Origin of the sequence: Leptolyngbya sp. BC1307, from assembly GCF_002286735.1 — a bacterium.
Taxonomy (GTDB): Bacteria; Cyanobacteriota; Cyanobacteriia; order Phormidesmidales; family Phormidesmidaceae; genus Phormidesmis.
Map to the genome: position 1 here is coordinate 28,615 of NZ_NRTA01000004.1, position 13,523 is coordinate 42,137.

Below are 13,523 nucleotides of genomic sequence, written 5' to 3' on the forward strand. Positions count from 1 at the left end.
GAGGCCGGTTCTATAGCTAACGAGCTGTTTGACCCGCCGCTATAGAATTGTCATCTATAGGCTGAGTTTGCCGCGCTGCAACAGAGCGAGCGAGCTGAACTAGACTAGAGACTAAAGGGAGGTGGTGCCATGATGATGCGAGTGAAGCCCTGGCAAGTGGCTGTGCTGATTGCGCCGATCGCTGTGATCGTTGTCTTTTTGCTGATTGCGGCGGGGCAGCAGATCCGCGCTTGGGGGATCAACTGGATCTGGGCCGTTTTTATCTTTGTGTTGGTGGGCTGGCGATGGCTGGTAGCCCGGTGGACTCGACCAGCGATCGCTCAAGCAGAAGCTCTGGTGTCAGAAGTAAATGCCGAACTAGAGGCCGCGACTCAGCAGGCAGTAGAAGCCGCGAGTGAGGCACAAGGCCCGGCAGCCTACCCGACCAGTTTGCAGGTAGAAGCCGCCCTCACGCAAACCCTCCAGGCTGCCAAAGACGATCCACCGATCTGGGAAGACTGGACTACCTTTTGGCAGCGCTGTCTGGCACTGGTCACGGCGGTTTCTCAGGTATATCACCCCGAAGTTAAGCGACCTTTACTCAATATCTACGTGCCCGAAGCCTATGGCCTAATTCGCGGTACGGTCGATGATACTGACCGGGTGATGCAAAAGCTCTCGCCCGTGCTCAGCCAGATATCGGTTGGGCAGATGGTCGAAGGCGTAGAGGTCTACCGCAAGCTAGAGCCCTCGGCCAAAAAGCTAATCAAAGCCTTTAACTGGGCGCAGTGGCTGCTCAACCCGGCAGCGGCGATCGCCCGGCAAACCAGCGCCAGATATACAGACCAGGCTAACCAGCAGATATTGCTTAACCTCGGCAATATGCTGCGAGAGACCGCCCTGCGAAACCTCGCTCAGCAGTCGGTGGCGCTTTATAGCGGTGGTACACAGGCGACCCTTAGCGCAGTCGCGGCGGACCCGGTTCTCCCGGCAGCAAAGACCGAGACTCTGCGAGAAATCTTAGAGCAGGCTGAGCCGACTGTAACTGTCGAGCAAAAGCCGGTGAATATTTTGCTGGTAGGACGGACGGGCGCGGGCAAGAGCAGCGTCATCAATACCCTGTTTCAGGCAGAGCTAGCAGCCGTCGATGTGCTGCCTAGTACTGATAAGATTCAGAGCTATCGGTGGCAAGCTCAAGCGTCTGGTAACGCTGATGAAGCCCTGACGCTGTGGGACACTCCCGGCTACGAGCAGGTAGCCCGCCCCGACTTACGCGAGCAGGTCATTGACTATGCGACCCAAGCCGATCTGCTGCTGCTGGTCACCCCGGCGCTCGATCCGGCTTTGCAAATGGATGCCGACTTTTTGAGTGAAATGCGGGCTGAGGTCACTGACTTGCCCGTGATTGCTATCGTCAGCCAGGTCGATAAGCTGCGGCCCATTCGCGAGTGGAGTCCGCCCTATCAATGGCGCACTGGCTCCTGGCCTAAAGAAACCGCTATTCGAGCAGCCGTAGAGTATCGGGCTGAGCAGCTCAATGAGTTTTGCCAGCAGGTGCTGCCGCTGGTTGCTCGCACGGGGCAGCGAGATGCCTGGGGCACTGATGACCTGGCAGCGGCCTTGATGGGGGCGATCGCTCCTGCCAAACAGCTACGCCTGGCCCGATTCCTCCGCAGCCAGAGTGCCCGCACGACTGCCGCCGCCAAAATTATCGACCGCTACACCTTTCAAATGACCACCACCGAAGGGCTCACCAAGCTGTTCAAAAGCCCGATTTTGCAGTTTATTTCTACCCTGACCACCGGTACGCCTGCGCTAGGCGCACTTCTCACCGAGAGAATTCCGGTAGAAGAGGTGCCGATTGTGCTGGGTAAGCTGCAGATGGCCTATGAGCTATTTACGCTTTTTAGCGAAGGCGATCGCCGTCAGGCTATCGGTGCGGCTAGCTTCGACTTGCTTGCCCTCTGGCCGCTGCTATTGCAAAATGCACCACCTGCCGACAAAAATGCCTGGGCCTTTGGCCATGCCCTCACCGAATACTGGACGCAGCATATTCCTATTGACCAGCTAGAAAAGCGGATCGATTTTTATCTGGAGCAGGCGTAAGCAGAGCAGGTGCTTTCTATTCGGCAAGATAAGTGTTCTTAAGTGGTAGATACCAAGATAGAATCGCCCTCAACTTTGGCTATGTACTGAGCCAAGGGTTCATCGGCTGGGCCATCGACGACGCTGCCGTCTGGGCCAAACTTAGAGCCGTGGCAGGGGCAGGCGAAGAGGTCTTCTTGCCAGGCGACGGTGCAGCCAGCGTGTGTGCATTTAGCGCTGAGGGCAATTAGCGCCTCGGGGTTAGCTGGGTCAGCAATGACGACAATCGGGTTTTCTGCGCTGTCGGGCGTAGCCAGATAGCCCTGCTGCTCTAGCTCAGCGGTTGTGCCAATCGCCATAAAGTCACCGGCGGCGGTGTCACCCCCAGCAGCGTCCGGAGCGTCTGGTGGCGCGGCGGCAGTTTCATCGGCAGTTTCAGAATCGGGACTGCAGGCTGCGATCGCTACTGGCAAAGAGGCCGCGATCGCCCCTACACCAATCCAGTTCATAAAATCACGACGTTTCATTGTCTATGCTCTCCGGCGTAAATTCGTTAGGTTAAAAATAGCCAGTCTCGTAAAGCCCTCTAAAAGAGCTGCCTAGCTATAGTGTCTGACAGGGTTCTTAGCAATAGTGTTACATAGTGTAAATGGAAGGCCAGCATGTTACCTAACAATCAGCGCTTTAAAGTTTCTCCCTGGCTGTGTTTGGGAGCGCTGAGCCTGGCTCTGATGATAGTCGCGTTGCCTGGAGGCAGTAGATCAGCCGCGATCGCCCAGCCTGCTATCATCGAGCGATCGCAGACCAAAAGCAATATCTTGCAGGCGATCGCCACCGCCCAAGTCGTGTACTTAGGCGAGACCCATGATGACCCGGCAGACCATACGGCTCAGCTAGAAATTGTACAGGCGCTAGCTCAGCAAAATGAGGTTGCGATCGCCTTGGAGATGCTTCAGCGTCCCTTTCAGCCAGTGCTAGATGCCTACCTAGCTGGCACTCTCACCGAAGCCGAGCTGATTGCCCAGAGTGAATACGATACCCGCTGGGCCTTTCCCTGGGAGTTTTATGCGCCCATTTTGCGCTACGCCAAAGCCAACCAAATTCCGCTGATCGCCCTTAACACCCCTGCCGAAGTTACCCGCCAAGTCGCCCGCACCGGACTAGATAACCTGACTGATGCAGACCGGCAGTACATTCCGCCCTTGGCCGACATCGACACCACCAACCAGGCTTACCGTGACTGGATCGGCGCAGCCTTCAGCGCCCACGGCAGCGATCACGGTCTCGATTTTGATAATTTCTTTGCCGCCCAAGTACTGTGGGATGAAACGATGGCCGAAGGCATCGTAGAGCAGCTAGCCACCGATCCCGACCGCCAAGTGATTGTCCTCGCAGGCGAAGGCCACATTGCCTATGGCTACGGCATTCCCAGCCGCGTCGCGCGTCGCCTACCCACCACTACCCAAGCCACCCTCATGCTCATACCCGCTGCTGAAGCCCCCGAACCTGCCGCCGCCGACTTCTGGTGGCCCACTGCCAACTTCTAACTCCTGCCTACTGTCCACTCCCGCCTTCGACGCCCGCAACTGCCCACAAGCCGCATCCTTCTCCAACCCCCGAGAGTAGCGCACGCTCACCGCAATGCCTTTGTCTTTGAGCTGCTGCGTAAACCCTTCTACTCGCTGGCGGCTAGGGCGCTGGTAGTCTACTTCACTGATTGGGTTGTAGGGAATCAGGTTGACGTGGCTCTGAAAGCCGCGCAGCTCACTGGCGAGTTCAACTGCGTGCTCAGGCTGGTCATTGAGATCGGCTAGCAAAATGTACTCAAAGGTAACGCGCCTGCCGGTGATTTTTATATAGTCGCGGCACTCGTCTAGCAGGGCCGCTAGGGGATAGCGCTCAGCGCTGGGAATTAGCTTGGTTCGTAGGGCTTGATTGCTGGCGTGCAGGCTGACAGCCAGAGTCACTTGCAGGCGCTCTTCAGCCAGACGGCTGATGTGACCGGGCAAGCCTACTGTAGAAACCGTGATCTGACGCTGGCCAATGCCCACGTCTTGATTGAGCGATCGCACTGCCGCTACCACATTGCCAGTATTCAGCAGCGGTTCGCCCATGCCCATAAACACCACATTGCTCACCCGCCGCTGAAAGTCTGACTGCACGGTCAGCACCTGATCGACAATTTCATGAGTCTCTAGATTACGCGCAAATCCCCCTTTACCCGTCGCACAAAAATCGCACCCCATCGGACAGCCAATCTGCGACGAAACGCACACCGTCAGCCGCTGGTCGGCGGGAATGCCCACTGCCTCAATGATGTGACCATCGGTGAGGCGCAGCAGATACTTAACGGTGCCGTCGGGCGATTCGGAACGGTAGTGTAGGTGCGATCGCCCCACCGGAAAGTCTTTGACCTCAGCCCGCCACTGCTTAGAAAATACCGTAACTTCGTCGAGAGAACGAATGCCCTTTTGATAGATCCACTGGTGCAGCTGCTTTCCTCGGTAGGCGGGCTGGCCCTGCTGGCATACCCACTCAGTGAGTGACTCCACCGAGCGCCCGAGCAGCGGAACGGGCGGCTGAGCCGTCTGCGCTGCCGATATATTATTTGCCGCTGTCTTCACAACCATGGGAATACCGTCTAGAGAAGCCGAAAGGGTAAATCACATCACCCCAAGTTCGTCGGTCTCTATTCTATAGCTTCGGCCCCTATAGCGTTTAACCCTAAATCTTTGGGCCTAAATCTTTGGGCCTATGACCCAGAAGAATTGGAGCTGTCGCCTTCGTTAATCAGGTCTACCAAGCCTTCAGTCAGTGACCTCGGATCCATAAACAGTACCTTGGAGTTATCACTTTCGCCGATTTTCAGATTGGCTTCTACGTAGCGCTGAGCCAGCATGTAGTTTAAGACTTCGCGACGATTGTCAGTGTTATCTAGCGCGTGTGAGAGCAAACGCATCGATTCGACGGTGGCTTCGGCCTCTAAAATAGTGGCGCGTTTGGTAAAGTCAGCGGCCCGCTCCTTTTGCATTGCTTCGAGAATATCTCGCGGCGGTTCGAGCTTTTGAATTTCTACCCGATTTACTTTCAAGCCCCAAGGGGCAGTCGCTTCGTCGAGCACATCAAGTAGGGCGCTGTTAATTGTCTCCCGGGAAGAAAAGAGGCTCTGAAAGTCCATTTTACCGACCTCGGAGCGCAGGGCGGTGATCACCAGTTCCTGCATAGCAAACTCTACATCTTCGATGGCGTAGTAGGTGCGCTCTAAATCGTAGATTCGCCAGTAGATAATCGCGTCTACTTCCAGGTTGACGTTGTCTTTGGTGATGGCCTGCTGGGGCGGCGTATCCAGCGTTTGCTCTCGTAAAGAGTCTTCGAGCACCACCGCATCTAGCAAAGGCACGATGAAATTTAGCCCTGGTGTAAGGGTGCCTTTATACCGACCCAATCGTTCGACTAGCGCCCCATTGCCTTCTTTGATAATGCGCACTGAGCCGACCGTATAGCCAACGACTAAAAAAGAGAGGATGGCTAAAATTGACGAAACCATGGGCGGTCACTTATAAAGTGTGCTCTCTACTTAGCACGGTTGCCAGAGAAAGTATAGATGAAAGTATAAACCTATCCCTAGATTTGTGACCATGCTCCCGGTTGCTTAAGCCGTGTATTTGGGTAGAGGCTGGCAAGTGCCCAGAGGGAATGTTAGAAGCATGAGCCTGATTGAACTGGGATACGCTGGCTGAACAGGCTGACTAGATCAGCAGTTCACTACAGCCGTTCATCTTAGCGGTGGGATTGAACAATCTGGAAGGTTTTCCGATACCGCTCGATTTAGGGTCATTTGATGTTACCCAACTTATTTGATATATTCTCATGCGTACTCAAACAATGTTTGCCGGGGGGGTTGCTGCCCTCTGTGGAGTAGCCTACGGGGGATCGCTGACGGGTCTGAGTGCGATCGCTTCCTCTGCTACTCTCAATGCTACGAGCGATGCTCCGAGCCTCACACCAACTCATCTAGCTCAGGTAAACAACGCCGACTCGGCCTGCTATCTGCGCAGTCCAGATGGCCAGGAATACGATTTAAGCGCCCTCTGCGGCGGCTTTGACGCCACTTCAGAAGTTGTTTTGCAAACCGGCGATGTTCAGGTTACGCTGCGCTGGAACACCGCTGACGACCTGGATTTGTTCGTACAAGATCCGAGCGGTGACAGGGTGTCTTACGCCAATCCCTCAGTTCCCTCAGGCGGTTTGCTAGACGTAGACGCCAACGCTGCCTGCGCCGAGAGAATGGCCTCACCGGTAGAAAATATATTTTGGCCGACCCATGGCGGCGTGCCCGGTAACTATGTGGTGTCCGTTGATCTGTTTAGCCACTGCGGTGCGGAAGCGCCTGTAGATTTCACCCTGATAACTCTGGTACAGGGACAAGTCCAAACGCAAACTGGCACCGTATCAGCTAGTCAAACTTCAGTAAGCTTTCCCTTTTCCTTTCCCTCAGCCCCTAATTCCTCAGCCCCTAGCACTAGCACTCAGACCTCAGCTCAAAACGGACGGTGATTGTATGGCAGCCTCTAAAGGCAGCTCTACGATAAAAGCCGTTTGACCGTGGCCGCTTTCTATATCAATACTGCCTTCGAGGTGGCTGACTAGCTTTTGCACAAGGGCGAGTCCTAACCCTGTGCCCCCCTGTTTCCAAGGATCAGCGCTAGGCACCCGGTAAAATTTATCAAAAATTCGCTGACGCTCTTCTACTGCAATCTCAACGCCAGTATTGATCACACTGAATCGCAGGGTCTGTTGATCGCCAGTCACTGCTACGCAGATAGCATGCTCCGGCGGCGTATATTTGCAGGCATTGTTGAGCAATTCTGCCAGCACCCGCTCGATACTCGCGAGGTCTGAGCGTAGCTGAGGTAGGTCTGTTGGGACGGTGAGCGTCAGGGTTTGCTCGCGGCTACTGGCTCTAGGTCTAAAGCTATCGACCAGATTAGGCAGCCAGTTAACCAGGTCGATGGGCTGGATCATCATCGGGTGGTTGCCGACATCCAGGCGCTGCAGGTCTAGCAGGTCATTGATCAAGCTGATTTCTCGTTCGCACTCCTCTTGTAAGATGCGGTAGTAGCGGGTGAGACGGCCCTGCTCTAGCGGGGGTTTGGCAAGTTCGGCTTGGAGGTCAAATTCTTGGCTGAGTGTCACGCCGAGCAGCTGTAGGGCGACTCGCATACTGGTGACGGGCGTGCGCAGCTCATGAGAGACGGTGCTGAGAAAATCGTCTTTGAGTTTGTTTACCCGCTCTAGCTCGCGCACCTGCGATTGCGATTCTTGGTAGAGCCGTGCCTGGCGGATGGCGATCGCACAGTGATTAGTCACCTGCTGCACCATCCGAATGTGCATTTCGGTGAAGCAGGCATCCATGTCATTGATCAGCCACAGATCGCCTAATACGCCGCGATCATCTAAGATCGGCGCGGCAAACATAGACACCCGACCGCGTTCTGGATTGGGGAAAATGGAGCAAAACTGCAGGTATTGACCGGCCAACAGCTGATGGTACACCTCAGAATAGGCTTCCATTTGAGAGACCCGGCCTTGCATCGGGGCCAGCCCGGCTGAGCATTCGTAATAGACCGTAGAGGTGCCTTGCTCCAGGTCATAAAGTGCTGTGTTAGCCGCTTTTACCCCTAAAGCGTGGACCAGCTCTTCGACAGCGGTTTGTAAAATCTGCTGCTCATCTAGACTGTCGCGGACACGATCGCTAATTCGCTTTAAGGTAGATTCTAAAAGTAGCGCCGTTTTGAGATTGTCGCGGTTTTTCTCTAAAGACTGCTTGAGAGCTGCGTTTTGCTGCCGAATGCCGATGAGTTCTGTGATGTCTTGCAGCGTGTTGATGAGGACGGGCTGTCCCTCTCTCTGAATCAGGCGGCGCTGGCCCTGCCACTGATGCCGATTGGGAAAGGTAAGCGGCGCGGTGCTATTTTGCTGGGTGGTAAAAAAGGCGTCGTCTTGCGCTCTGAGCTGCTGGGCCACTGGCTGAGGCAAAAAATCGGTTTCGCTACAGCCTACAATGGCGTCGGCAGCGCGACCCATGAGCTTGGCTCCGGCCTGGTTGATATAGATCCATTGATGCTCAGCGTTCTTAATATAGACGGGCTGCGCGATCGCATCTAATAGCTCAGACCCTGATAGATCAGATATAGCCACTGATTTAGACGGACTCATGGAGAGGCTCATTGCGCAATTTAACGGATGTCACTAGATTAAGATGCCCTTCGCTGCCATCAAAATATAAGCCATTTTTGATGGATATACTGTGAGCCCCGTCAGATCATTAACAAGACACAACCTACTTCCTAAAGCCCATGTCTGTCCCTACTCATTCAGCGTTAGCCACTGATGCGGCTGCTCTAGTATCGCCCGATCTCGCTGTGCCTGCTGGTATTCAGATTCGAGAAACTAGCGGTGCCGATCACGCGCCGTTGCGGCTGGGCATTATGGCTTCGGGCAGCGGTAGCAATTTTGAAGCGATCGCAGCCGCCATTGCCCGAGGCGATCTCAATGCCACCATTGAGGTGGTCATCTACAACAATCCGGGGGCAAAAGTAGTCGCTCGCGCTCAGCGGTTGGACATTCCGGCTCAGTTGCTCGACCATCGCACCTTTGAGAGCCGAGAATCGCTCGACCAGGCAATTGTAGAAGCACTACAGGCAGCGGACGTAGACTGGGTGATCATGGCTGGCTGGATGCGCCGGGTGACGCAGCGGCTAATTTCGGCTTTTCCCCAGCGTATTCTCAATATTCATCCGAGCTTGCTGCCTAGCTTTCCGGGCATTCGCGCTGTTGAGCAGGCTTTGAGCGCCGGGGTGAAAATCGCTGGCTGTAGCGTTCACTACGTAGAGCTGGTCGTCGATAGTGGGCCAATCATTATGCAGGCAGCCGTCCCTGTGCTGCCTGACGACAGTGTAGAAACCTTGCAGGCACGCATTCAGGTGCAGGAGCATGGTATCTTTCCGCAGGCGATCGCCCTAGCCGCTCGTCAGGCGTTGTCTGGCTCTAGTGAAGTAACCTGAATCAGACCTGGCTTAGCGTTTGTTCCGATTTTTCAACGTGGATACGCTGCCGCGAATCTATAAATCATGGTTAGGGAGGTATCGCCTACGCGATTTATCACTTCAGACCCCGCTACCGCTACAAATCCTAGCCGCTGGTAAAGTCGCAAAGCTGGATTGCTCATCCGAATGCTCAGAGAGACTGCCGGATAGTGGGTCTGGGCTAGCGCTAAGAGTTGCTTTAGTAGCGCCGTCCCGACGCCCTGCCCGCGAATTTCTGGAATGACGGCGATCGCCAGCTCAGGAATCTCATCAGCCAGATAGCCGTACCCTTTATCCTCACCAGACCACAACCGTAGCCAGGCAGCACCCACCAGCTCGCCGTCCTGCTCAGCCGCGACGCCGAAGTCTCCAGCGCGTCCCCAGTCGTGAACGTACTGAACCAGATCTCGATTGGCTTTCACTGCAGCTAAAGAAGACTCGTGCGCGGCCTGCATGAGCATCTTCCACAGAAAAGGCTCATCGGAACTTTTCAGAACACGGAGGTCAACGTCATCGCGCATAGGTGAAACAGCTCTTTATCAAGGACTAACTTGCCGTAGTTCTAGCGCGGCCTCTAAGCTCAAGGGTATTTCGCCGCGAACTGCTTGCATGGCTCGATGTAATCCCTCATCTTCGAGAGCCTCAATCAGGCGTTGATAGTCTTTGAGCTGCAAAACGACTTTAAGAACTTGCCCCGTATTGTCAGTTAGTAGCTCCTCTACATAGGGCTAATCTTCCGCTTGGATATGACTGCATCGCAGGTACAAAACTGAGGTCTAAAAGGTCTCCCTCAGCGTAGCTCACAATGCTTTCTAATACCGCCTGCCCTCACGGTAGACGTACATGTTGATGGCAGCGATCGCAAAGCAAATCATAAAGATCATCAGCCGAATGCCGTAAATCGGCTCATTGATCAGCCGCCCGTTGGCAAATAGCGGCGTCAGTGAAGGCTCTAGCTTAGCCAGGGCGAACCCGATTAAAAAAGCGCTAATGGTCGAAGCCGCCTGACTAAACCGCTTGATCTCTTGACTGGTGCTAGGCGACACCAAAAAGCCGACTAGCCAGCCCGCGGCCCAGCCAGCTGTGCCAATCAGCACCGTCTGCGCAAAGCCCGCATCGTCAAGCTCCTGATGTACCGTGCGAGCAATCCACAGCACCACGCCAAACACAACAAAGCCAATCAGCAGGGTGGCAAAAGAACGCGCTTGATTCATAGAGCCCCCATACACTTTTCTCAACCGAGCTAATTCAATCGGGAGAGCTTAATCCTTGGATCGACAAATGAAAGCGCCAGGTCGGCTAGCAAATTACCGACTATCAGCATGACTGCCCCCAACACCAGGCTCGCCATGATCAAATACAAATCTTGCGCCTGTACCGCCTCCAGGGTGAGCTTACCCAGGCCCGGCCAGCTAAAGTAGTTTTCGACGATAAATGAACCGCTCAGCAACGCCGCAAATTCAAACCCCAAAATCGTAATCAGCGGATTGATCGCGTTGCGCAGCGCATGGACATAGATTACCTTGTTTTCGGGCAGCCCCTTGGCCCGCGCCGTTTGGATATAGTCCTGCCGCAATACGTCTAGCAGTTGGCCTCGCATCAGTCGCTGCAAGCCAGCAAAGCTAGTGATACTCAGCGCCAGCGTCGGCAAGATCAGGTGCCAGGCGACATCGAGAATTTTGCCAATAAAATTGAGGTCTTCGTGATAGAGGCTGGTGCGTCCTCCGACCGGAAATAAAGGCGCAGTGAGCTGGGCGAAAAACAGCAGCAATAGGCCGGTAATGATAGTCGGAAAGCCCTGGCCAATATAGCTGAATACTCGCAAAAAGCGGTCGGGCCAGCGATTTTGGTGGACGGCGCTGACGATGCCGAGGGGAATGGCGATCGCCCAGGTCACAAAAAGAGAAGCCGCCGATAGCAAAATTGTATTCGGCACCCGCTCCCACAAAATTTCTAGGGCGGGCCGCTGGTAGGCAAAGCTCATGCCAAAGTTAAATTTGGTCACCACCTGCTGCAGCCAAGCCAGATACTGATCCCATACGGGCTGATCCAGGCGGTACTGCTGCTCTAGCGCCGCCAGCGTCTCTGGAGAGATGTCAGGATTTTGCCGGTAAGGCGTGAGAAAATCGCCCGGCGCTAGCTGCACGACCAAAAAGCTAAAGACCGTTGCCAATAGCAAGGTAATCAACGCCTGTATGAGTCGCTTGATAATATAGAGAGTCGTCTCGCTGGTCGTAAAGTCTCGGAGCGTTAGCGCAGCCCGAGTCAAGGGAGAAAGCTGCCGGGTGGGTGACGACATAGCGCTACAGGTTTAAGGGAAAGCGGTGAGCAAAAGTATGAAACCAGAGAAAAGCAGGCCGTCGCTAGTACTGAATCAGGCTGATGATTTGGGATTGTGGGGGAAGGCGATCGCGCCCAGCTAACCCTTCTAGCTCAATGACAAAGCTAAACCCGGCTACGGTGGCCCCTGCTTTTTCAATCAGCTGAGCTGCTGCCGCTGCGGTGCCGCCAGTTGCTAACAAATCATCGACAATCAGCACCCTACTGCCTGCTGTAAAAGCATCTTGATGCACCTCCAGCCGGTCTTGACCGTATTCTAGGTCGTAATCGACCCCATAGACAGCGCGAGGCAGCTTACCGCGCTTGCGAATCGGCACAAATCCGCGTCTGAGCTGATGAGCCACCGGCATCCCAAAGATAAACCCGCGCGACTCAATGCCGACAATGTAATCCGGCGCTAGCTTAGCTGCCTGCTCAGTCAGCTGAGTCACCGTATACTGCAAGCCCTCTGGATCTTGCAGCAGCGTGGTGATATCTCGATAGACAATACCGGGCTGCGGAAAGTCCGGAATGTCCTTAATTAGGGCTTTGAGATCCATAGCGGCGCGTACCTGCACTCTGTTTACTGAACACCGTTAAAAGCGTCTAAGCACTCTATCACGGGTATCTTATCAGGACAGTGCGCCTGTCATAGGCTGCGGGTGTAACCTACCTAGATCGCTCGATGATCTATGCCTTGGGTACTTTGGGGGCCGAATCATCAAACCAGCCTTTACGCCAGAAGTAATAAGACATCGTCAGGGCAGTGGCAATCATCCCTGCCCAGCAAAGGGGGTAGCCCCAGTAAGCCTCTAGCTCTGGCATATTCCAGGGAGATTCCTCAGTATCAAAATTCATGCCGTATACGCCCACGATGAAGGTGAGCGGAATGAAAATTGAGGAAATCACTGTCAGAGTTTTCATCACTTCATTCATGCGGTTGCTCACTGAGGAGAGATACACATCCATCAGGTTCGCCGTCAGCTCTCGGTAGGTCTCGACAATATCTAGCACCTGCACGACGTGATCGTAGCAGTCTTGAAAGTACACCCGCGACTCGGTGCTGATCAGCGGGCTATTGCTGCTAACATCGCGGATCAGCTGATTGAGCGCATTGCGCTGGGGCCAGATAGAGCGGCGCAGTGACATGAGCGCCCGGCGCACCCGGTAGATTTTTTGGACGGTTTCTCGCGTGGGGCTGAAGATCACTTCGTCCTCTAGCGATTCGATATACTCGCCGTATTCTTCTAGCACGGGGAAGTAGGCGTCAATTACCGCGTCTAAAAGGGCGTAGGTCAAATAGTCAGCGCCTTCACTGCGGATGCGGCCAGCGTTTTGACGGATGCGGTTGCGCACCGGGTCCAGGCAGTCCTGGTTGAGTTCTTCTTGAACGGTGAGCAGATAGTTTTGCCCCAGTACAAAGCTGAGCTGCTCGCTGGTAAAGTGCGGATCATCATCTTTAGAGTCGGGGGCCATCATTACCATGCGGGTGATAATTAGCACCTGGTCGTCGTAATATTCTACTTTGGGCCTTTGCGGAACGTTGACCACATCTTCTAAGACCAGAGGATGCAGATGAAACACTTTGCCCAGGCGATTGAGCACGTCTTCATTGCCGAGACCCTGCAAGTCTATCCATGAGATGGAGTGGGTATCGAGGTGTTGGGCGGCTTCTTCGGGCGATCGCAGCCGCCTTCGAATGGCTGAGGTCTCACTGTAGTCAATCAGCGTTAGCTCAGTGGGTGAAGCATCTTGATTAATGACTAGCGTGCCGGGGGCCATGCCGATTTCGTCGTAGTGGTAGTCCCAGTGGCGGCGCTCATCTTCGTCATCATCAGCTGTGGCAAGAGCCTGATTCCAATCTTCGGGTTTTGCTTTTCTCATTACGCTCTCGCATAGACTGTATAGCTATGAAACCATTTGCAGGCAAAAAAGTGCTGCTAGCCGACTGATTGGCCGACAATGTTTCATGAGTTTGAGCTATTATATTTCCGTCTTTGCTGGCTGCTGGCAACCCCTGCTAGTGAGAGGCTAGCGGATCTGGTCGCCCTC

General features: G+C 54.5%; 14 protein-coding genes. 4 read left to right on the forward strand and 10 right to left on the reverse strand.

Annotated elements, in window-relative coordinates; translation table 11 throughout:
- The first annotated feature begins 132 nt into the window (after positions 1 to 132).
- Positions 133 to 2,085, forward strand: coding sequence for a GTPase (locus CKL79_RS03565; protein WP_121968348.1), 1,953 nt, complete (start codon positions 133 to 135; stop codon positions 2,083 to 2,085).
- Between the two features lie 38 nt (positions 2,086 to 2,123).
- Here the strand turns inward: CKL79_RS03565 and CKL79_RS03570 are convergent, their stop codons facing one another.
- A complete protein-coding gene (locus tag CKL79_RS03570; protein WP_121968221.1) occupies positions 2,124 to 2,591 on the reverse strand; it encodes a ubiquinol-cytochrome c reductase iron-sulfur subunit in 468 nt (155 codons plus the stop codon).
- Positions 2,592 to 2,726: 135 nt separating this feature from the next.
- Between CKL79_RS03570 and CKL79_RS03575 the strand changes: the two genes are divergently transcribed.
- Positions 2,727 to 3,611: a ChaN family lipoprotein gene (locus CKL79_RS03575; RefSeq protein WP_121968222.1), complete on the forward strand. Its 885-nt coding sequence runs from the start codon at positions 2,727 to 2,729 to the stop codon at positions 3,609 to 3,611.
- Here the strand turns inward: CKL79_RS03575 and rlmN are convergent.
- Together rlmN and CKL79_RS03585 are read right to left on the reverse strand one after the other, a co-directional pair.
- Positions 3,513 to 4,694, reverse strand: coding sequence for a 23S rRNA (adenine(2503)-C(2))-methyltransferase RlmN (gene rlmN, locus CKL79_RS03580; RefSeq protein ID WP_121968223.1), 1,182 nt, complete (start codon positions 4,692 to 4,694; stop codon positions 3,513 to 3,515). The genes CKL79_RS03575 and rlmN overlap by 99 nt on opposite strands.
- Before the next feature lie 122 nt (positions 4,695 to 4,816).
- Positions 4,817 to 5,611: a stomatin-like protein gene (locus CKL79_RS03585; RefSeq protein WP_121968224.1), complete on the reverse strand. Its 795-nt coding sequence runs from the start codon at positions 5,609 to 5,611 to the stop codon at positions 4,817 to 4,819.
- A 323-nt stretch (positions 5,612 to 5,934) separates the two neighbouring features.
- On the opposite strand from CKL79_RS03585, the gene CKL79_RS03590 reads away from it, so the two are divergent.
- Positions 5,935 to 6,621: a hypothetical protein gene (locus CKL79_RS03590; RefSeq protein WP_141242143.1), complete on the forward strand. Its 687-nt coding sequence runs from the start codon at positions 5,935 to 5,937 to the stop codon at positions 6,619 to 6,621.
- Here CKL79_RS03590 and CKL79_RS03595 read toward each other — a convergent pair.
- On the reverse strand, positions 6,601 to 8,283 hold the full coding sequence (locus tag CKL79_RS03595; protein ID WP_240518638.1) for an ATP-binding protein: 1,683 nt from the start codon (positions 8,281 to 8,283) through the stop codon (positions 6,601 to 6,603). The two genes, CKL79_RS03590 and CKL79_RS03595, sit on opposite strands and share 21 nt — an antisense overlap.
- Before the next feature lie 140 nt (positions 8,284 to 8,423).
- Here CKL79_RS03595 and purN point away from each other — a divergent pair, with 140 nt between their 5' ends.
- A complete protein-coding gene (purN, locus tag CKL79_RS03600; RefSeq protein WP_121968227.1) occupies positions 8,424 to 9,131 on the forward strand; it encodes a phosphoribosylglycinamide formyltransferase in 708 nt (235 codons plus the stop codon).
- A gap of 32 nt (positions 9,132 to 9,163) precedes the next feature.
- On the opposite strand, the gene CKL79_RS03605 is transcribed toward purN, so the two are convergent.
- From CKL79_RS03605 to corA, 6 genes are all read right to left on the reverse strand, one after another.
- Positions 9,164 to 9,673 (reverse strand): GNAT family N-acetyltransferase, encoded by a 510-nt coding sequence (locus tag CKL79_RS03605; protein WP_121968228.1) that lies wholly within the window; start codon positions 9,671 to 9,673, stop codon positions 9,164 to 9,166.
- Positions 9,674 to 9,691: 18 nt separating this feature from the next.
- Positions 9,692 to 9,826 carry a hypothetical protein gene (locus CKL79_RS24330; RefSeq protein WP_205878984.1) on the reverse strand — a complete coding sequence of 45 codons (135 nt, stop codon included), beginning with the start codon at positions 9,824 to 9,826 and terminating at the stop codon, positions 9,692 to 9,694.
- 138 nt (positions 9,827 to 9,964) lie between these two features.
- On the reverse strand, positions 9,965 to 10,366 hold the full coding sequence (locus CKL79_RS03615) for a hypothetical protein (RefSeq protein WP_240518640.1): 402 nt from the start codon (positions 10,364 to 10,366) through the stop codon (positions 9,965 to 9,967).
- Positions 10,367 to 10,395: 29 nt separating this feature from the next.
- Positions 10,396 to 11,451, reverse strand: a complete 1,056-nt coding sequence (locus CKL79_RS03620) for an ABC transporter permease (RefSeq protein WP_121968229.1) — start codon at positions 11,449 to 11,451, stop codon at positions 10,396 to 10,398.
- Between the two features lie 64 nt (positions 11,452 to 11,515).
- Positions 11,516 to 12,031 (reverse strand): adenine phosphoribosyltransferase, encoded by a 516-nt coding sequence (locus CKL79_RS03625; protein ID WP_121968230.1) that lies wholly within the window; start codon positions 12,029 to 12,031, stop codon positions 11,516 to 11,518.
- 130 nt (positions 12,032 to 12,161) lie between these two features.
- Complete coding sequence (gene corA / locus CKL79_RS03630; protein WP_121968231.1) at positions 12,162 to 13,355, reverse strand: magnesium/cobalt transporter CorA; 1,194 nt, start codon at positions 13,353 to 13,355, stop codon at positions 12,162 to 12,164.
- Positions 13,356 to 13,523 lie beyond the last annotated feature (168 nt).

Coding starts and splice junctions, on each gene's coding strand:
- rlmN (WP_121968223.1), bottom strand. CDS start 4,694: ATGGTTGTGAAGACAGCGGCAAATAATATATCGGCAGCGCAGACGGCT.
- CKL79_RS03570 (WP_121968221.1), bottom strand. CDS start 2,591: ATGAAACGTCGTGATTTTATGAACTGGATTGGTGTAGGGGCGATCGCG.
- CKL79_RS03605 (WP_121968228.1), bottom strand. CDS start 9,673: ATGCGCGATGACGTTGACCTCCGTGTTCTGAAAAGTTCCGATGAGCCT.
- purN (WP_121968227.1), top strand. CDS start 8,424: ATGTCTGTCCCTACTCATTCAGCGTTAGCCACTGATGCGGCTGCTCTA.
- CKL79_RS03625 (WP_121968230.1), bottom strand. CDS start 12,031: ATGGATCTCAAAGCCCTAATTAAGGACATTCCGGACTTTCCGCAGCCC.
- CKL79_RS03575 (WP_121968222.1), top strand. CDS start 2,727: ATGTTACCTAACAATCAGCGCTTTAAAGTTTCTCCCTGGCTGTGTTTG.
- CKL79_RS03565 (WP_121968348.1), top strand. CDS start 133: ATGATGCGAGTGAAGCCCTGGCAAGTGGCTGTGCTGATTGCGCCGATC.
- CKL79_RS03590 (WP_141242143.1), top strand. CDS start 5,935: ATGCGTACTCAAACAATGTTTGCCGGGGGGGTTGCTGCCCTCTGTGGA.
- CKL79_RS03585 (WP_121968224.1), bottom strand. CDS start 5,611: ATGGTTTCGTCAATTTTAGCCATCCTCTCTTTTTTAGTCGTTGGCTAT.
- CKL79_RS03615 (WP_240518640.1), bottom strand. CDS start 10,366: ATGAATCAAGCGCGTTCTTTTGCCACCCTGCTGATTGGCTTTGTTGTG.
- corA (WP_121968231.1), bottom strand. CDS start 13,355: ATGAGAAAAGCAAAACCCGAAGATTGGAATCAGGCTCTTGCCACAGCT.
- CKL79_RS03595 (WP_240518638.1), bottom strand. CDS start 8,283: ATGAGTCCGTCTAAATCAGTGGCTATATCTGATCTATCAGGGTCTGAG.
- CKL79_RS03620 (WP_121968229.1), bottom strand. CDS start 11,451: ATGTCGTCACCCACCCGGCAGCTTTCTCCCTTGACTCGGGCTGCGCTA.